This is a genomic window from Tabrizicola sp., assembly GCF_022842145.1.
GTDB lineage: Bacteria > Pseudomonadota > Alphaproteobacteria > Rhodobacterales > Rhodobacteraceae > Tabrizicola.
Genome location: NZ_JALHQD010000002.1, coordinates 390,498 through 407,037 on the forward strand (window position 1 = coordinate 390,498; position 16,540 = coordinate 407,037).

The 16,540-nt window shown below is 67.3% G+C and carries 16 protein-coding genes; 8 read left to right on the forward strand and 8 right to left on the reverse strand.

Going from position 1 to position 16,540, the window contains the following annotated elements; genetic code table 11:
* Window positions 1-36 precede the first annotated feature (36 nt).
* Together Q0C42_RS07015 and Q0C42_RS07020 are read left to right on the forward strand one after the other, a co-directional pair.
* The gene (locus Q0C42_RS07015; RefSeq protein ID WP_295073929.1) at window positions 37-324 is read left to right on the forward strand and encodes an SCP2 sterol-binding domain-containing protein; all 288 of its coding nucleotides are present in this window, start codon (window positions 37-39) and stop codon (window positions 322-324) included.
* Complete coding sequence (locus tag Q0C42_RS07020) at window positions 321-1,265, forward strand: alpha/beta fold hydrolase (protein ID WP_295073932.1); 945 nt, start codon at window positions 321-323, stop codon at window positions 1,263-1,265. Before Q0C42_RS07015 ends, Q0C42_RS07020 begins: the two co-directional genes overlap by 4 nt.
* Window positions 1,266-1,475: 210 nt before the next feature.
* Here Q0C42_RS07020 and Q0C42_RS07025 read toward each other — a convergent pair whose 3' ends face one another.
* The 6 genes from Q0C42_RS07025 to cobS all read right to left on the reverse strand — a co-directional run bounded on the left by Q0C42_RS07025 (window position 1,476) and on the right by cobS (window position 5,790).
* On the reverse strand, window positions 1,476-2,249 hold the full coding sequence (locus Q0C42_RS07025; protein ID WP_295073935.1) for an ion transporter: 774 nt from the start codon (window positions 2,247-2,249) through the stop codon (window positions 1,476-1,478).
* 78 nt (window positions 2,250-2,327) lie between these two features.
* Window positions 2,328-2,765 (reverse strand): META domain-containing protein, encoded by a 438-nt coding sequence (locus Q0C42_RS07030; RefSeq protein WP_295073938.1) that lies wholly within the window; start codon window positions 2,763-2,765, stop codon window positions 2,328-2,330.
* A 41-nt stretch (window positions 2,766-2,806) separates the two neighbouring features.
* Window positions 2,807-3,277, reverse strand: a complete 471-nt coding sequence (gene nusB, locus Q0C42_RS07035) for a transcription antitermination factor NusB (protein WP_295073941.1) — start codon at window positions 3,275-3,277, stop codon at window positions 2,807-2,809.
* Complete coding sequence (locus Q0C42_RS07040; protein WP_295073944.1) at window positions 3,274-3,774, reverse strand: 6,7-dimethyl-8-ribityllumazine synthase; 501 nt, start codon at window positions 3,772-3,774, stop codon at window positions 3,274-3,276. Before Q0C42_RS07040 ends, nusB begins: the two co-directional genes overlap by 4 nt.
* A 4-nt stretch (window positions 3,775-3,778) precedes the next feature.
* Window positions 3,779-4,861: a 3,4-dihydroxy-2-butanone-4-phosphate synthase gene (gene ribB / locus Q0C42_RS07045; protein ID WP_295073947.1), complete on the reverse strand. Its 1,083-nt coding sequence runs from the start codon at window positions 4,859-4,861 to the stop codon at window positions 3,779-3,781.
* Window positions 4,862-5,019: 158 nt separating this feature from the next.
* The gene (gene cobS, locus Q0C42_RS07050; RefSeq protein WP_295073950.1) at window positions 5,020-5,790 is read right to left on the reverse strand and encodes an adenosylcobinamide-GDP ribazoletransferase; all 771 of its coding nucleotides are present in this window, start codon (window positions 5,788-5,790) and stop codon (window positions 5,020-5,022) included.
* A gap of 77 nt (window positions 5,791-5,867) precedes the next feature.
* Here cobS and cobT point away from each other — a divergent pair, with 77 nt between their 5' ends.
* Complete coding sequence (gene cobT / locus Q0C42_RS07055) at window positions 5,868-6,875, forward strand: nicotinate-nucleotide--dimethylbenzimidazole phosphoribosyltransferase (RefSeq protein ID WP_295073953.1); 1,008 nt, start codon at window positions 5,868-5,870, stop codon at window positions 6,873-6,875.
* Between the two features lie 336 nt (window positions 6,876-7,211).
* On the opposite strand, the gene Q0C42_RS07060 is transcribed toward cobT, so the two are convergent.
* Complete coding sequence (locus Q0C42_RS07060) at window positions 7,212-10,214, reverse strand: hypothetical protein (RefSeq protein WP_295073956.1); 3,003 nt, start codon at window positions 10,212-10,214, stop codon at window positions 7,212-7,214.
* 160 nt (window positions 10,215-10,374) lie between these two features.
* Between Q0C42_RS07060 and Q0C42_RS07065 the strand changes: the two genes are divergently transcribed.
* From Q0C42_RS07065 to Q0C42_RS07075, 3 genes are all read left to right on the forward strand, one after another.
* Window positions 10,375-11,067: an SIMPL domain-containing protein gene (locus Q0C42_RS07065; RefSeq protein ID WP_295073959.1), complete on the forward strand. Its 693-nt coding sequence runs from the start codon at window positions 10,375-10,377 to the stop codon at window positions 11,065-11,067.
* 125 nt (window positions 11,068-11,192) lie between these two features.
* Entirely contained in the window at window positions 11,193-12,359 is a 1,167-nt protein-coding gene (locus Q0C42_RS07070) for a hypothetical protein (protein WP_295073962.1), read from the forward strand.
* Complete coding sequence (locus Q0C42_RS07075) at window positions 12,359-13,141, forward strand: hypothetical protein (protein ID WP_295073965.1); 783 nt, start codon at window positions 12,359-12,361, stop codon at window positions 13,139-13,141. The genes Q0C42_RS07070 and Q0C42_RS07075 overlap by 1 nt, the downstream gene beginning before the upstream one ends.
* Before the next feature lie 16 nt (window positions 13,142-13,157).
* Here the strand turns inward: Q0C42_RS07075 and Q0C42_RS07080 are convergent, their stop codons facing one another.
* Complete coding sequence (locus Q0C42_RS07080; protein ID WP_295073968.1) at window positions 13,158-14,447, reverse strand: O-acetylhomoserine aminocarboxypropyltransferase/cysteine synthase family protein; 1,290 nt, start codon at window positions 14,445-14,447, stop codon at window positions 13,158-13,160.
* A 222-nt stretch (window positions 14,448-14,669) separates the two neighbouring features.
* Between Q0C42_RS07080 and Q0C42_RS07085 the strand changes: the two genes are divergently transcribed.
* Window positions 14,670-15,080 (forward strand): VOC family protein, encoded by a 411-nt coding sequence (locus Q0C42_RS07085; protein ID WP_295073971.1) that lies wholly within the window; start codon window positions 14,670-14,672, stop codon window positions 15,078-15,080.
* 88 nt (window positions 15,081-15,168) lie between these two features.
* On the forward strand, window positions 15,169-16,539 hold the full coding sequence (locus tag Q0C42_RS07090; RefSeq protein WP_295073975.1) for an HWE histidine kinase domain-containing protein: 1,371 nt from the start codon (window positions 15,169-15,171) through the stop codon (window positions 16,537-16,539).
* Window position 16,540 lies beyond the last annotated feature (1 nt).

Genomic DNA, 16,540 nt, shown 5'->3' on the forward strand with positions numbered 1-16,540 from the left:
TGCCAGAGGCGCCGGGGTCACGAAGGAGAGACTTTGATGAGCGAAATGATTGATGCCGCCGTGAAGGCGCTTACTGCGAAATTGTCGGGCGGATTTGACGGCGTTGCCAAGTTCGTCATCCCGGGCGAGGGGGCGATCATGCTGGACCACGCCGGGGTGCGGTCGGGCGACGAAGAGTCCGACGTGACCCTGACCGCTGACGCCGACGTCTTCCGCGCGATCCTGGATGGCGAGATGAACCCGACGATGGCCTTCATGACCGGCAAGCTGTCGGTGGACGGCAATATGGGTCTCGCGATGAAGCTGGGTTCGGTGCTGGGGTGAAGGACGGCACGGTCTCCGAAGCTCCGTTCTACGCAGACCTGGCCGACGGGCCGCCGGGCGCCCACTGCGTCTGGCTGCAGGCCGGGGCGGCGCGGGTCCGCGTGGCCTGGTGGAAGGCGGGGGACAAGGGGACCATCCTGCTGTTGCCCGGCCGGACGGAGTGTGTCGAGAAGTACGGCCGCGCGGTGGGCGACCTGGTGGCGCGCGGCTTTTCGGTGATCACGATCGACTGGCGCGGGCAAGGGTTGGCGGACCGGGCCTTTCCGGACCGGATGGTCGGCCATGTCGGTGATTTCTCGGAATACCAGCAGGACTTCGACGCGATGTTGGCCGAGGCCACGCGCGCCGGCCTGCCGCACCCCTGGTTTCTCATGGCACATTCGATGGGCGGCTGCATCGGGCTTCGCGCCCTGATGCGGGACCTGCCGATCCGTGCGGCGGTATTCTCGGCACCGATGTGGGGGATCGCGATGGCCGCCTGGCTGCGGCCCGTCGCGTCGGTGGTCGGTGCGCTGGCCCGTCCCCTGGGGATCGGGAACCGCTATGCCCCGACGACGGGCGGGCAGCCCTACCTCGTCAGCCAGCCCTTCGCGGGCAATGTCCTGACCACTGACCGCGACATGTGGGATTACATGCGCCGCCAGGTGGTCGAGGTGCCGGAGGCGGCGCTTGGCGGGCCGTCGATCACCTGGCTGAAGGCCGCGCTGAACGAATGCGCCGCGCTGGCGCGGATGCCCGCGCCACGGGTGCCGACGGTCTGTGCATTGGGGACCGCGGAAAAGGTCGTGGACGTGCCGCCGATCCATCTGCGGATGGCGGCATGGTCGAATGGCCAACTCGATCTTTACCCGGGGGCGGAGCACGAGATCATGATGGAAGGCCCCGCCGCCCGCGCTCGGTTCTTCGACCGCGCCGCCGCGCTGTTCGACGCGAACCGCTAAGGGGACGGTGGGCGGATCGCCCACCCTACGCCTGCGTCCGGGGTTTTGACGGCAGGAGGCGTGACTGGGGTTTGTTGCAAGTCCACGCGGGCTGTGAACGCCCGCGTTAAACCTGTGGAAGCCTTTCGCGGTGGTACAACCTTCCACCAGCATACTCACGGCAAGCAGGCGCGCAGGCGTAGGGTGGGCGATCCGCCCACCCTCCCGTCGTCAGTTCCGCGCGTCCAGCTTCTGCTCGATGGCGGTCAGACGCTCCATGACCTTGGCTTCGAAGACCTGGTCGCGCTGCTCTTCGGCTTCGCTGGAGGCCTCCTGCATCGAGCTGACGATCAGGCCGACGATCAGGTTCAGCACGGCAAAGGTCGTGATCAGGATGAAGGGCACGAAGAAGGCCCAGGCATAGGGATAGACTTCCATCACCGGGCGCACGATCTCGCCCGACCAGCCTTCCAGGGTCATGATCTGAAAGAGCGTGAAGGACGTGGCGGTCAGACTGCCGAACCACTGCGGAAAGCTTGCCCCGAAGAGCTTCGTCGCCATCACGGCGGCGATGTAATAGATGATCAGGATCAGAAGGAAGACCGACCCCATCCCCGGCAGCGCGCGGCCCAGACCGTCGACCACGCGGCGCAGGCTCGGCACTGCCGACACCACCCGCAGCACCCGCAGGATGCGCATAGCCCGCAGGACCGAGAAGCTGCCGGTGGCCGGCAGAAGCGAGATCCCGACGATGAGGAAATCGAAGACGTTCCAGCCCGAGCGGAAGAAGCGCGGGCCAAGCGCGAAAAGCCGCAGGGCCAGTTCAACCACGAAGATCGCAAGGCAGATCCGGTCGATGGCAAGGATCAGCGTTCCGGCCCGGGACATCACCGCGGGGAAGGTCTCGAGCCCCAAGGTGACGGCGTTCACCAGGATGACCACGATGATGAAGCGCGCGACCGCCGGGCGGTCGAGGAAATCGGCAACGGCGGCGCGGCGGGACATGGGACCTCGGCAACTTGGGACATTGCCGCCGATATGAGGTCGTCTGTCTGCCGCGTCCAGTCCCCGAGGACGGGAAAGCTAGTCCTGTGGCGCGCAGGTCGTGCAGCGCGTCAGGCTGCTTTGCAGATCGCGGGCGAATTCCATGCTGCGCCCGTCCGGTCCGGTCAGGACCAGCGTGCTGGCCGAGGACCGTTCCAGCCGGGTCATCTCCGAGAGGGCGGTGAAGTAGGTCTTCTCGTCGGCCAGCCGGTCGCAGGCCATGCGGGTGGCCCTTAGCGCGGGAAGGGCAAGATCGGGCAACGTGGCCCGGTTCTGCCCGCCGTAGCTGTTGCAGGGTGCCTTGCCCGCCACCGAGCCGTTCGCGTTCAGGGTCAGCGTTGCGGGGATGTCGACGACCTGGCCGTCGATGGCCAGAAGCTGCCATTCGACCCCTGTCGGGTCCGAGGTCGGGTCCTGGGCTTCGGCGGTGGTGCAGGCGGTCATCGCAAGGGCCGCAAAGAGGGGCAAAAGGCGCATCGTATCGGCTCCGTCATTGGGTCAGATATCCCTTTGACGCGTCAGAAGGCCTCGGGCTTGGCCTCGCGCGCCATGTGATCCAGCACGGCGTTGACGAACTTCGGCTCTTTCCCGTCGGGAAAGAAGGCCTTGGCCACGTCGACGTATTCGGTGATCGCCACCTTGGGCGGTGTGACCATGTCCACCAGTTCCGCCCCGGCCGCCCGAAACAGCGCCCGCAGGACCGGGTCGATCCGGTCGATCGGCCAGGTCACGACAAGCGCCCGGTCGGTCATCTGGTCGATCTTCGCCTGCCAGTTCACCGCTGATGCCACCACGGCGCGGAAGTGGTCGACGTCGCCCTCGGCAAACTCGCCTTCGTCGTAGGTCGCGCCGAAACGGTGCGTCTCGAACTCGCGGGTCACGGATTCGATCGTCTGGCCCGAGCTTTCCATCTGGAACAGCGCCTGCACGGCGTAAAGCCGGCTGGCGGATTTCATCTGGCGCTTTTCGTCGCGTTTGGCCGTGGTCATGCCCGAAAACCGATCCCTTTGGATTTTCCGGCCCATTTGCGTGAAAGCGCCACAAGGTGCAAGGCCGCCGCAGCGGCACCACCGCCCTTGTTCTGCCCTGCCGCATCGGCCCGCACCTCGGCCTGGGCGCGGTTCTCCACCGTCAGGATGCCGTTGCCGATGCAGGCGCCCTGCAGACCCAGAAGGCTGATCGCGCGGGAGGAATCGTTGCAGACGGTGTCGTAATGCGTGGTCTCGCCCCGGATCACGCAGCCAAGCGCCACGTAGGCGTCATAGTCGGCCAGCCGCTGAGCCATCGCGATCGCCGAGGGGATCTCGAGCGCGCCGGGAACTTCGACCAGCTCCACCTCGGCCCCGCAGGCCGCCCCCACCGCACGGGCCCCGGCGACAAGGTTGTCGGCGATGTCCTTGTAGTAGGGCGCGACCACGATCAGCAGCTTCACCGGCTTGTCGAACGTGGGCAATGGCAGGGTGTAATGCGTCTCGGCGGTCGCCATCGCGTCAATCCTTCAGCGCGCGGGTGCCCGCGATGGTCAGGTCATAGCCTTCGAGGCCCACCAGCTTGGGCTGGACCGAGTTGGTCACAAGCGTGATCGCCGACAGCCCGAGGGCGGACAGGATCTGCGCGCCGATGCCGTACTGGCGAAGCGTCTGGGGCGACTGCTCGCCATCCTCGACCATCTTCATCGAGGTGTCGCGCAGCAGGACCACCGCCCCCCGTCCCTCGGCCGCGATGATGCGCATGGCGGCGGGCAGGTCGGACCCTTCGCCGAGGCCCAGCACGTCCTCGAGCGGGTTCAGCGCGTGGACGCGGACCAGCACCGGGTCAGGCGTGGAAAGGTCGCCCTTGGTCAGCACCACGTGGTCGGCACCCTGCAGGTCGTCGACGAAGACGCGCATCAGCCAGTCGCCACCGTGGACGGAGGTCACGGCCTTGACCGAGCGTTCCTTGACCAGGTTGTCGTGCTTGCGGCGGTAGGCGATCAGGTCCGAAATCGTGCCGATCTTGATCCCGTGCCGCTGGCCGAACTTGATCAGGTCCGGCAGACGACCCATCGTGCCGTCGTCGTTCATCACTTCGCAGATCACGCCCGAGGGGTTGAGGCCGGCCAGACGGCTGACGTCCACCGCGGCCTCGGTATGGCCTGCCCGGACCAGAACGCCACCATCGCGCGCGCGCAGCGGGAAGATGTGGCCGGGGCTGGCGATGTCGGCCGCGCCCTTGGTCGGGTCCGTGGCCACCGCCACCGTCCGCGCCCGGTCGGCGGCGGAGATGCCGGTCGAAATGCCCTCGACCGCTTCAATCGACAGCGTGAAGGCGCTGGAATGGCGGCTGGAGTTCTTCCGGTCCATCAGTTGCAGGCCCAGCTGGTCGACCCGTTCGGAGGTCAGGGCCAGGCAGATCAGCCCGCGGCCGTGCATGGCCATGAAGTTGATGGCGTTCGGCGTGCACATCTGTGCGGGGATCACCAGATCCCCCTCGTTCTCGCGATCCTCGTGGTCCACGAGGATGAACATTCGCCCGTTGCGGGCGTCTTCGATGATCTCTTCCGTGGAAGAAATGGCGTCGGAAAATTCGGACATGGGGGGTGCCTCGCAAGCTCTCCCGGCCCATGTATCGCGGGCCGGGCACAAAGGCCAGAGGGTGGCGGCCCTTGCGGTGCAGAGGCGATGTGCGCCGCGGCAGGGCCAGGCCTTCAAAGACCCCGCTACGGTTTCTTCGACGACATCGCCCTCCGGCGTCAGATGCGCGCCGAAAGGACCGACAGGCAGGCCACCTCGGCCAGTTGCTGCGTGGCACCCAGAATGTCCCCGGTCTGCCCGCCGATCTTGCGCAATGCAAGGAACGCCAGGAGGAGCGCGGCGGTCAGCGTTGCGAAGACCAGCGGCACCGCCGTCCAGCCGGTCAGGATCACGGCAATTCCCGCTGCCAGAGCCAGAGAAGCCAGCGCCGTCGCAGCGGTTGGCCGACCGGTGGCGTGGCTCAGGCCCTCGCCCCTCGCATTCGGGAGCAGCGACATCACCAGAGCCATCGGGGCGCGCGACAGGGCACCCGTGGCGATCAGCGCCGCCCAGTGGTCGCCGCCGCTTTGCCCGTAGACCAGCACCGCGGTCAGCGCCGACCAGCGCGCCAGCGTCACCAGGACCAGCGCCAGGACACCGTAGCTGCCGACCCGGCTGTCCTTCATGATCTCGAGCCGCCGTGCCTTGGTCCAGCCGCCGTAAAGCCCGTCGGCGGTGTCGGACAGCCCGTCTTCGTGCAGGCCACCCGTCAGCATCGCGGACAGGGCCAGGACCAGCACCGCCGTTACCCCCGGCGTGACACCCAGCCACAATGCGCCCGACGCCAGCGCCGCCCCAAGGGCACCCAGCACCGCGCCGACCAGCGGCCATGCCCAGGCCGAGGCAGCGCCGGTGGCCTGGTGGTCGGGCAGGGGCAGCCGCGAGAGCAGCGCGAAGGCGGACAGGAGGTCGCTGGGCAGCCGGATGGCGATGTCGCGGATTGGGGTCAAAGCGGCTTATCCCGGCTGGCGTTGGCGTGACCCATGGGGTAGCCCCGGATGCGAAAAGGTGCAATCCGGAGAAGATGATGCCGTTCCAGTCCCTTGCCGATGTCCACGCGATGCTGGCGAAGCTTCCGTCCCCCGAAGCGGCGGCCATCACGGCGGCCGAGTCGCGGAACGGTCAGCTGACCAAACCCCCCGGCGCGCTGGGACGGCTGGAAAAGCTGGCGATCTGGATGGGCGGCTGGCAAGGCACCGACAAGCCGACGGCCGACAAGCCGCAGATCGTGATCTTTGCGGGCAATCATGGGGTTACGGCCAAGGGCGTCTCGGCCTTCCCGGCCGAAGTGACCGCGCAGATGGTCGGAAATTTCGCCCACGGCGGAGCTGCGATCAACCAGCTGGCCCGCACCTTCGGGGCGAAGCTGGACGTCCATGCGCTGGACCTCGACATCCCCACGGCGGATTTCACCGAAGCCCCGGCGATGACCGAAGACGAGGTCGTCGACGCGATGCGTCAGGGTTTTGAGGCGGTCAATCTGGAGGCGGACCTGTTCGTCGCGGGCGAGATGGGGATCGGCAACACGACCTCTGCCGCCGCCATCGCCACGGCGCTGTTCGGTGGTGTTGGCTGGGCGGGCCGCGGGACCGGCGTCGATGACGAGGGGCTTCGCCGCAAGGAGGCCGCCGTGGCGGCAGGGGTAGAGCGGCACAAGGCGCTGCTTGGCGATCCGCTGCAGGTTCTGCGCTGCCTTGGTGGGCGCGAGATTGCGGCGATGGCTGGTGCGATCCTTGGGGCGCGGATGGGGCGCGTGCCGGTCATCCTGGACGGCTTCATCGCCTGCGCCGCTGCCGCTGTTCTGGAGAAGGCCGCTCCCGGCGCGCTGGATCACTGCATCGCGGGTCATCAAAGTGCTGAGGGTGCCCATGCGCGGCTTCTGGAGAAGCTGGGCAAGGAGCCGCTGCTGTCGCTGGGCCTGCGGCTGGGTGAAGGCTCCGGTGCCGCGCTGGCGATCGGGGTGGTGCAGGGGGCTGTCGCCTGCCACTCCGGGATGGCGACCTTTGCCGAAGCGGGCGTCGCCGCGGGCTCGTGACCGCCTGCTCCTCGTGCGACTTCGTCTTCTCGTCGCGAGCGCGGGACGGCGCGGTCGATGGGCCGCGTTGATTGCGGGCCAGGAGAAGCGGGCTTCGTCTGGGGGGGCACGACCGAATACCGGCTGGCGCGTCGTGGCGGTATCGCTGCTGGGCGCTGGTTGGGGCAAGTGCCTGTGTCGCTGCGGCGCCTGATGGACTGCCTTTCAGCGGCTTCGCCTTATCCTCGCCGGTGCGGTGCGGCGCAATTCTGGGCAAGTTTTGGTCGCCGAAGGGTGACGTCTAGAGACAAACCCTTGATTTTTCAGGAATGGCCGAGGCCGTCCGGCGTACGCAGGTCAGGCCTTTGGCATCTTCAGGCTGACCAGCCGGCCGCCTTTCTGATAGCGGACCTCGGTCTCGGTGATTGCCTTGATGGTGCCGCCGTCAATCTTGTCGCCGACCTTGACCTTCTTGTATTTCCCGTTCGACTGCCGGACGAGGGCGTACCGGCGCGAGTCCGTGCCGTAGGTTCCGATCAGGTTTATCTTCGACAGGTTGATCGCGTTCGCGAAGGTCGCCTGCTTCGCCACACTCGCCCTGGTCGGGATCGAGGGCGCGGCCCGCGCTGTCTCGGGCTCGTCGATCTCGTCCAGTTCCTCGGGCTTGGCCTCGGGGGCGGGGGCGGCGGCGGCAAGCTCGACCTCGGGTTCCGGTGCGGGCTCGCGGACGGCGGCGGCCACGGCGGCCTCGACCGCGTCGGTGAAGTCGTTCGGACGCGAGGCGGGCCGCATCGAGATTGCGACGATGGACGGATTCTGGGCTTCCAGTGCTGCAGCCTCGGCCAGCTTTGCCTCGGCCTGCGCGGTCAGCGAGGCGGCCTGCGCGCCAAGGTCGGCGGCTTCAGCCGGGGCTGCGGCGGCTGCGGCTGCGGTCACGCTGGCCGGGCGGGACAGAGGACGAAGGCCGGCAAACTCGGCCGCGACCTCTGGCGAAAGCGCGGCGTCGTCCGCGGCGGCGGCGGGGGTGGCGGCGGGGGTCAGGCCATCGGGGCGCGGGCGGGGGCGGAAGCCGGCCATCGCGGGATCGGCTGGCGGAAGCTCGGCGGCGGGAGCAGTCTGGCCGGCGGTGACGAGCGACGCGTCGGCGGAGGACGACGCGGTGGCCGGGGAGGCGGCGTCAGGGGAGGCGGCATCAGGGGAGGCGGAGGCGGTCAGGGTCTCGGGCGCGGCCACGGGTACGGCGGCCAGGGCAGCGGCGATCGCGGCTTCGCTGCGGACGGGTGGCACCAGCGGCGGCTTTCCGGCAATCAGGAACACGCCTTCGGGGCTCATGATGCCTTCGGCGGTGGGTTGCAGCAGGCCGCGCGCATCGAACCGGTAGACCGTTCCCGGCGCCGGGGGCGGCATCACGGGGTCGGGAAGCACATCACGGGACTCGACCAGGGCGGGGAGGGCCAGCGCGTCCAAGGCGGGCGGGGGAGCGTCCATGGCCGAAAGGAAAATCTCGTCCTGATCCTCGACCGGAGCGGAGGCGGCCGAGACGTCGGTGGCGACCACCGTGTCAGGCGCAGGCTCGGGTGCCGGTTCCGGCGCAGCCTCGGCTGTCACTTCTTCGGATTCGGCTGGGTCCGGAACGAGGTCGGCGGCTTCCAGTGCTTCGGCAGGAGCAGGGTCGGCGGCCAAATCGGACGAGGCTTCCTCACCCCCCATGTTGACCGGGAGGCTTTCAGTGGCAAGGTCCTCGACGTCCGCCGTGGCGGCGCCGTCCGCTTCGGGGATGGGATCGGTCATCCCTTCGGGGTCCTGCATGTCGGCAAGCATCTCGTCGTCGACACCGGGCACGACCTCGGTTGTCGCCGCGGCGGCCTCTTCGGTCGGGGAACCGTTTCCGCCGACGAAGTAGGACGCCCAGGCCGCGACCAGCGCGAGGAACAGCAAGAGCAGTCCGACCATCACCATGAAGACGGTGCCCGTCCGCTTTTTCGCCGGGGTCACCGAGCCGAAGGTGCCACCCGGTCGGGCGGGCGACTTGACCGTGGTCGTGGAGCCGATCGCCGGACGCGGGATGTCGTTGCCCTTCAGCTTGGGCTTTGTGCGTGTGCCGGGAATGGAGGGGGCCGTGACCAGCCCCGCAAAGCCCTTGCCGTTCGCGGGACGCGCCGTTGGGGCGGCCTTCGCGGCGGGGCTGGTGCCGGCGGACACACCTGGGCGGGTCACGCCGTCGATCGGCCGGGCGGCGCTGTCAGCGGCAACACCGCGACGGCTGGCGAAGGCCACCATCGCCGCCGAGGGCGGGGCGGGCGGGATGTCGTCGTCCAGGTCATCGATCACCAGCTTCCGCGCCGTCGGTGCGGAGGGCAGATCATCGCCCTCGGGGAAGGCAGAGGTATCGGTGACGTGCGCGAAGGGGGCTTCCTCGGGCTCGGCCACAGGGGCCGGCTGTGCGGGAGGGATCCTGCTCGGCAAGGTATCTTCCACCGTGGTGGCAGAAGTAACCGAGAGGGACGCGTCCTGAGCCGTTTCGCGCGCAAGGATCGCTTCGGGCTCGTCCTCGGCCAGGTCGGCTGCGGGCAGAGGTGCGGGATCGGGCGCCGTCGTGGCCGCGAGAGCGACAGGGGCCGCAACGGGGGGCACCGGCAATTCGGCATTCAGGGCTTCGGCCAGACCGGGCAGATCATCTTCGGGCAGCGCTGCCGAAGGCATTGGTTGGGGCGCCGGCTCTGGTGTGGGTTCTGGCGCCGTATCAAGTGTCGGTTCTGGCGTCGGGTCGGGCTCGGCCGTCGACACCGGAGTCGATTCAGCTTTCGGCAACTCGCGGTGCAGGATCGTCACCGGCTCGCGGTCGCGGTCGACCGTCTCGTCCTCGGCCAGGATCGAGGCTGCAGCGGCGGTCGGACCGAACCAGGGCTCGCCGACAAAGGAACCATCCTCGGGGATGGCCACGAAGGAGACCGGGTTCAGCCGGTGTTCGACGGCGAACTCCTCGGCCTGGGCCAGCGTCTCCTTGGCGATGACGGCAACCTTGACGGTTGCACCTTTGCCCGACCAGTCGAAGGCAAGATCCTCGACGGCGTAGGGGGTCCGACCCTCCAGCGCTTCGGCGATCTGGCGGCGCTTCTCCTCGCGGCTGGGGCCGGGAGCGTGCACTTCGGTGTAGAGAATCTGGCTGTTCGGCAGGACCAGTTTGGTCGCGACCCCAAGCGGCGAGAGCCCCAGCGCGGTCTTGCGCAGGTAGTCCATCGCCTCGGGCAGATCGGGGGCGTCAAACGCGGCTTCGCCGACGGACAGCCAGCCTTTTGGCGTCCGGTGCAGAAGCCCGATGGTCTCACGGGTCAGGTCAAGTGCAAATGTCGGTTTCATGTCGCGGGTCTAGCACGGTTTCTAAAGGTGCTGGAACGTGCGCCAGCTGCTGCGCGCATAACTAAAGCAGCTTTTCGCCGAAGGGAAGGAAAAGGGCCAAGGAAGTCGTTGCGCCGCGCGTCACAACTGCGAAATGTCACGCAAATTGAAGGAGACCCCGATGCGTGTTCTGTCCGCTCTGATCCTGTCCACTGCATTTGCCCTGCCGCTGGCAGCCCCCACGCTGGCCGAGGACCTGCCCCGCACCATCAGCGTGACCGGCACCGGCACCATCGAGGCCGCGCCCGACATGGCAACGCTGATGATCGGCGTGACCACCCAGGGTGCCACCGCCGCCGAGGCGCTGGCCGAGAATTCCAAGGCCACCGAGGCGGTGATCGCCCGGCTGACCATCTCGGGCGTGGCCGCGCGGGACATGCAGACCTCGAACCTGTCGATCAACCCGAACTGGACGGGCTATGACAGCTCGACGCCCACGATCTCGGGCTACGTCGCATCGAACATGCTGACCGTGCGGGTTCGCGCCCTGGACACGACCGGCGCGATCCTGGATGCGTCGGTCGCGGACGGGGCCAACACGCTGAACGGACTGACCTTCGGCCTGGCCGACCCCGAACCGGCCTATAACGACGCGCGCCGGGAGGCGGTGGAGGATGCCCGCGCCAAGGCCGAGCTTCTGGCCTCTGCGGCCGGGGTCAAGCTGGGGCAGGTCATGTCCATCACCGATGCCGGTGCGATGACCGATCCGGCGCCGATGTACCGCGATGCGATCTCGGCCTCGCCGGTGCCGGTGGTGGGGGGCGAGCTGGGTCTGGTCGCCAATGTCGCGGTGACCTGGGCAATCGCCGAGTGAAATGACGCGCAACCGGCGGGATTCGCAAGGATTCCGTCGATTTCTGTCATGATTTGGCCCAAGTCGGCGGGCAAACAGGCACTCAACGATAATCGGGCCTGAGCAGAGGTTGCATGGCGTTTCGCGTGATCATCTATTTGATTGGCGCCACAATCGGCATCACTTTCGCCGTTGTGAAGTACAACCTGCTGGATGCCTTCCTTCCGACAGAGCTGTTCGAAGCGCTGGACCAGCCAGAGGCGGGTGCTGACCCTCTGCAATCGGGTGAGCTGTCCGTCGAGGTCGGGGCAAAGCGGGTTGTCGCCGCGCCGGTGCAGGATGGTCCGGGCCAATACCTGCTGGACGTGCCCGAGGGGCTGAGCGTCGAGGGGCCGATTGCCGCAATGGCGGGCAACCGGCCCGTCTACATCACGGACGTGATCAGCGGCTATACCACGGAGGTAGCCGCGGATGTCCCGGCCGAACTGACCACGATCCGCCCGATCTCGGGGTGCAGGCTGACGCAGCCACTGGAGGGGACCGAGGTGGGCCACGTCACGGCGGGGACAACCGGCCTGGCCTTGCCGATCCTGACCTACAACGACATGGATCTGGCCGCGGCGGTGCAAGTCTTTGTAAACCTTTATCGCAAGGCCGGAGAGGCCGAAGTCCGGCCTCCGGCGGAACTGGCCTATGACGTCTACGACGTCGCGGTGACCGAAACGCGGGCGCCCGTTTACCTGGTGCTTGAAAGCGTCGTGCGCAACCGGATCTGGAACATCCACCTCGCCCCCGGTGCGCGGATCGAGCGGGTGATCCTGCTGGGTGGCACGCAGTCCGGGGTGGCGAACCTTGATCCTGTCGTGCCGGTCGAAGTCCTGCCTGCCCAGGCGCTGGCGGCTTGCGGCATCCAGCCCGCCTATGAGCTGAATCGCGGCCATCGATTCTTTGATGTGCTGGCGAATGGACCGGCCTTGGACAAGGCCGCTGCGGAAGTGGATTTTGCCGCCATGCAGGACGCCATCGCCGCGTACAACACCTGGTTCCGTGACAGCTTTGGCGTGCTTGCGGATGAAACGCGGGCCGGGTTCGGCGGCACGATCTCAGTCGTGGGACCGCAGCCCGGAGAGGCTGAGCCAAAGGCCGTGCATGCGCCGGTCCAGGCGTCTCGGATCCGGCTGACGCAGGACGCCTATTTCGAGATCCGTGGCCAAGTGGCCAAGAGGGAAGATTTCGTCGCACGGGTCAAGGCCATCGCGACGGCCTTCGCCTTCGGGGATCTTGCGAACCTTCGCCAGGGGGTGCAGTTCTGATGCTGCGACTGGTGATCGGTGCGGGCGTCCTGTTGATGGCCGTGGGCTTCGGGGCGGCTGGCTGGCAATACTGGCAGTCGCTGCCTGCAAGCCCCGACGCGCCGGCCGTGGCCGCCGCGGACGCAGCCCCGGTCCCAAGTCGGCAAAGCTGGCTCATCTCGCCCACCGGCGGACAGATCCGGCAGGACGAGGTCGATGCCTACCTTGCCCAGGAACGCTTTGTGCCAAGCCGCCACGTGCTGATCCGGCGCGAGGCCCGTCTTGCGGACCTTTTGGCCGAGGGCGAGAAACTGCCCGAGCCCGCGTTTCTTCAGGTGCTGGCCGATATTCGCGCCCCGAGGGTCGCCGGCGGGCTTTGTTCGGTGCTCATGGCCATTGCGCAGGACTGCGCGGTGAACTCGGCCCGGGTGGTGGACGGCAGTATCGATCCGGTGGGCGGCACCGCACTTTTCGATCTGGAACTGGTTTACCGTCTGCCTGCGGACGGGGTCGAGCTGCCCGATCTTGCCGCCCACGTTCTGCGGATGGATAGCGTCGGGCTGGAGCTGGAAGCCGGGGCCGAGGGCAGCGCCACCCCCGAAACCGCGCTGCAGGCGCTGCTTGCCGCCGTGGATGAAGCCTGCGCCTCCGAAACCGTGGGCGAGATCTGCCGCACGATGGAAATCTCGCTGACCTGGGCTCCGGGACAGGCGGTTTCGGGCCGGGCGCGGATCGCCTGGCTGGATCCGCTGCCCGAGGGCATGTTCGTGGCCCCGCCGCTGGAGACCCTTTCGGGCGGTTGAGCGGCGGAGCCGGCGGTCAGGCCGTGGCCTTTGCCAGCGCCTGATCGAGATCGGCGATGATGTCGCGGACGTCCTCGATCCCGATTGACACCCGGACAGAATCCGGCGCGGCACCGGCTTTCACCTGGGCGTCCTCGGTCAGTTGCCGGTGCGTGGTCGAGGCCGGGTGGATGACCAGCGACCGCGTGTCCCCAAGGTTCGCGACGTGGCTGAAAAGCTTCATGTTGTCGATCAGCTTGATGCAGGCTTCGTAACCGCCCTTCACCGTGAAGGTGAACAGCGCTCCGGGCCCCTTGGGCGTGATCGACTGTGCCAGCTTGTTGTAGGGCGAGGATTTGAGGCCGGGATAGGTGACCTTGCCGATGCGCGGGTCCTGCTCCAGCCACTCGGCCACGATCTGCGCATTCTCGACATGGCGCTGCATCCTGAGCGACAGGGTTTCGATCCCCATCAGGGTATAGTGCGCACCTTGCGGGTTCATGGTCATCCCAAGGTCGCGCAGGCCGATGGCGATGGAGTGGAAGGTGAAGGCCATATTGCCCAAGGTCGGGTGGAAGACGAGGCCGTGGTAGGCGGGCTCGGGCTGCGAGAGCGACGGGAACTTGTCATCCTTCGACCAGTCGAATTTCCCCGAGTCCACCACGATCCCGCCGGTGACGGTGCCGTTGCCGGTCAAATACTTGGTGGCCGAATGGACGACGAGGGTCGCGCCGTGCTCGATCGGGCGGCAAAGCGCGGGCGAGGCGGTGGTGTTGTCGACGATCAGCGGAATATGGGCCTGGTTCGCGACGCGGGCGATGGCGGGCAGGTCCGAGAGCGCGCCGCCCGGGTTGCAGATCGTCTCGCAAAACAGGGCGCGGGTGTCGGCGTCGATGGCGGCCTCGATCGCCTTGGGGTCGTCGAAGTCGACGAACTTGGCCGACCAGCCGAACTTGCGGATCGTGTTCGAGAACTGCTGGATCGTGCCCCCGTAAAGCCGGGTCGAGGCGACGATGTTGCGACCGGGGGCCATGATCGGAAACAGCGCCATGATCTGCGCCGCGTGGCCCGAGGAGCAGGCGATGCCGCCCGCGCCGCCTTCAAGTGCCACCACCCGATTGGCGAGGGCCGAGACGGTGGGGTTGGTCAGGCGGGAATAGATATAGCCGACCTCTTGCAGATTGAAGAGCTTGGCCGCGTGGTCCGCGTCACGGAAAACGTAGGCGGTGGTCTGGTAGATCGGCACCTGCCGGGCGCCGGTCGCGGGGTCAGGTTCGGCACCGGCATGGATGGCGAGCGTGTCGAAGCCGAGGGGTCTGTCGGTCATGGGTCGTCCTCCCTTGTTTGACGCGAGGGTAGGGGGGAACGGATCGGCTGGCAACGGGGTCTGTCCACGGTGGGCAGTCCTTGCTTGAATAAGTATATCAATGGCTTGGTCCTTCACGTTTACAGAATCTCAATCTCTGCACAGGACCTGCGGGAGAAGGATTGTTGCGGCCCGCAGCGCTTCCATGCCTGGATCGCCCCGCCTGACCCCGGAGCCAGCGCCATGCTGACCCCCTTCCATCTGGCCTATCATGTCACCAGTCTGGACGAGGCCCGCGCCTTCTATGGCGGCGTGCTTGGCTGCCGCGAGGGCCGCAGCACCGAAACCTGGGTCGACTTCGACTTCTTCGGCCATCAGATCAGCCTGCACCTGGGCGAGCCGTTCAGGACCACGAACACCGGCAAGGTGGGCGACCACATGGTGCCGATGCCGCATCTGGGTCTGGTGCTGCACCTGCTTGACTGGCAGGCGCTGGCCGACCGGCTGACCAGGGCGGAGGTGGACTTTGTCCTGCCGCCGCAGGTGCGGTTCCAGGGACAACCTGGGGAACAGTGGACCATGTTTTTTCGCGACCCCAGCGGGAACCCGATCGAGGTGAAGGGGTTCCAGGATCTGGGGGCGGTCTTCGTCTGAAGGACCGGGCTGGCAAAGCGTTGTCCCGTTCGGGTGTCAGGTATCGGACTTGGCGCGGAAGCTTGTGTTTTTTGCGACGAGGTACCCTGTGACGACAGAGACATCGCTGGGACAGCCCTTGACCGACATGATCGAAGGCCTGCAGATCGGCAGCTATGAATGGCGGCCGCTGGTGGATCAACTGCGTTGGTCGCCTGACCTGTTGAAGATCTACGGCCTGACGACGGCTCCGACCACCGAGCAGGAATTCACTGCGCGGCTGCATCCGGCGGACCGGACGCGCGTCGAGGGGGAGACCTCGGCCCTGCTGGGGTCGGACGCGCGGAACTACAGCCACGCCTTTCGCATCCTGCGGCCGGACGGCAGCGAACGGATGATTCTGGACCGTGCGGTGATCGAACGCGACGCGCAGGGGCAGGTGCTGGTGGTGCGCGGCGTCAACGTCGACGTCACCGAGGATGTCCAATTCGTCCACAGTCTGGAGGACAGGCTGCGGGCCAGCGAGGGACGGTATCGAAAGCTGTTCAACGCGCTGGACGAGGGGTTCTGCATCGTCGAAGTGCTGCTGGCGGGGCCGGAGGGCAAGGTCGATTACCGCGTTGTCGAAGCCAACCCGGCCTTCTATGCCAAGACGGGTTTCCCGCCGGGCATCCTGGGGGCCTGGCTGCGCGAGGCGGCACCGGGGCTGGAGGATCACTGGTTCGATACCTATGGCCGCGTGGCGCGGACGGGCACGCCGGTCCGATTTGCCGATGCGTCCAAGCTGTTGGGACGCTGGTTCGACGTCTATGCCTTTCCCATCGACGAGCCGGGCGAGCACCGGGTGGCGATCCTGTTCAACGACATCACCGAGCGCAAGCTGCACGAGGACCAGACCAAGGCGCTGGTCGACGAGATCAACCATCGCTCCAAGAACATGCTGGGTGTGATCCAGGCCATCGCCCGGCAGACCGCGCTTGCGGGGCCGGAGGAGTTTCTGGAACGCTTCGGCCAGCGGGTCTGGGCGCTGGCCGCCTCGAACGACCTTCTGACGCGGAACGGCTGGGACGCGGTGTCCCTGGACGAGCTCTTGCGCTCGCAACTGACGCCCTTTGCTGACCAGATCGGCAATCGCATCCTGCTGGATGGCCCCGACATGTCGCTGAACCCGACCGCAACCCGGGCCGTCGGGATGGCGGTCCACGAGCTTGCCACCAATGCCGCGAAATATGGTGCCCTGAAAGACGATGCCGGGACGATCCGGATTTCCTGGTCGGCAGAGCCGAACGCGATGCCCGGGTTCCGGATGTCCTGGGTCGAGGTGGGGGGGCCTGCCGTCACGCAGCCTCTGCGCACCGGGTTCGGCTCGAAAGTGACGCGGCAGATGGTCGAGGCTGGAACCCGTGGCGTGGTGACGATCGACTTTGCACCCGGTGGCCTGACCTGGCACCTTGCCGCGCCACTGGATCAGATGACCTGAC

Coding starts and splice junctions, on each gene's coding strand:
- ribB (WP_295073947.1), bottom strand. CDS start 4,861: ATGTCCGAATTTTCCGACGCCATTTCTTCCACGGAAGAGATCATCGAA.
- Q0C42_RS07075 (WP_295073965.1), top strand. CDS start 12,359: ATGCTGCGACTGGTGATCGGTGCGGGCGTCCTGTTGATGGCCGTGGGC.
- Q0C42_RS07030 (WP_295073938.1), bottom strand. CDS start 2,765: ATGCGCCTTTTGCCCCTCTTTGCGGCCCTTGCGATGACCGCCTGCACC.
- Q0C42_RS07015 (WP_295073929.1), top strand. CDS start 37: ATGAGCGAAATGATTGATGCCGCCGTGAAGGCGCTTACTGCGAAATTG.
- cobT (WP_295073953.1), top strand. CDS start 5,868: ATGCCGTTCCAGTCCCTTGCCGATGTCCACGCGATGCTGGCGAAGCTT.
- Q0C42_RS07025 (WP_295073935.1), bottom strand. CDS start 2,249: ATGTCCCGCCGCGCCGCCGTTGCCGATTTCCTCGACCGCCCGGCGGTC.
- Q0C42_RS07060 (WP_295073956.1), bottom strand. CDS start 10,214: ATGAAACCGACATTTGCACTTGACCTGACCCGTGAGACCATCGGGCTT.
- Q0C42_RS07065 (WP_295073959.1), top strand. CDS start 10,375: ATGCGTGTTCTGTCCGCTCTGATCCTGTCCACTGCATTTGCCCTGCCG.
- Q0C42_RS07040 (WP_295073944.1), bottom strand. CDS start 3,774: ATGGCGACCGCCGAGACGCATTACACCCTGCCATTGCCCACGTTCGAC.
- nusB (WP_295073941.1), bottom strand. CDS start 3,277: ATGACCACGGCCAAACGCGACGAAAAGCGCCAGATGAAATCCGCCAGC.
- Q0C42_RS07080 (WP_295073968.1), bottom strand. CDS start 14,447: ATGACCGACAGACCCCTCGGCTTCGACACGCTCGCCATCCATGCCGGT.
- Q0C42_RS07085 (WP_295073971.1), top strand. CDS start 14,670: ATGCTGACCCCCTTCCATCTGGCCTATCATGTCACCAGTCTGGACGAG.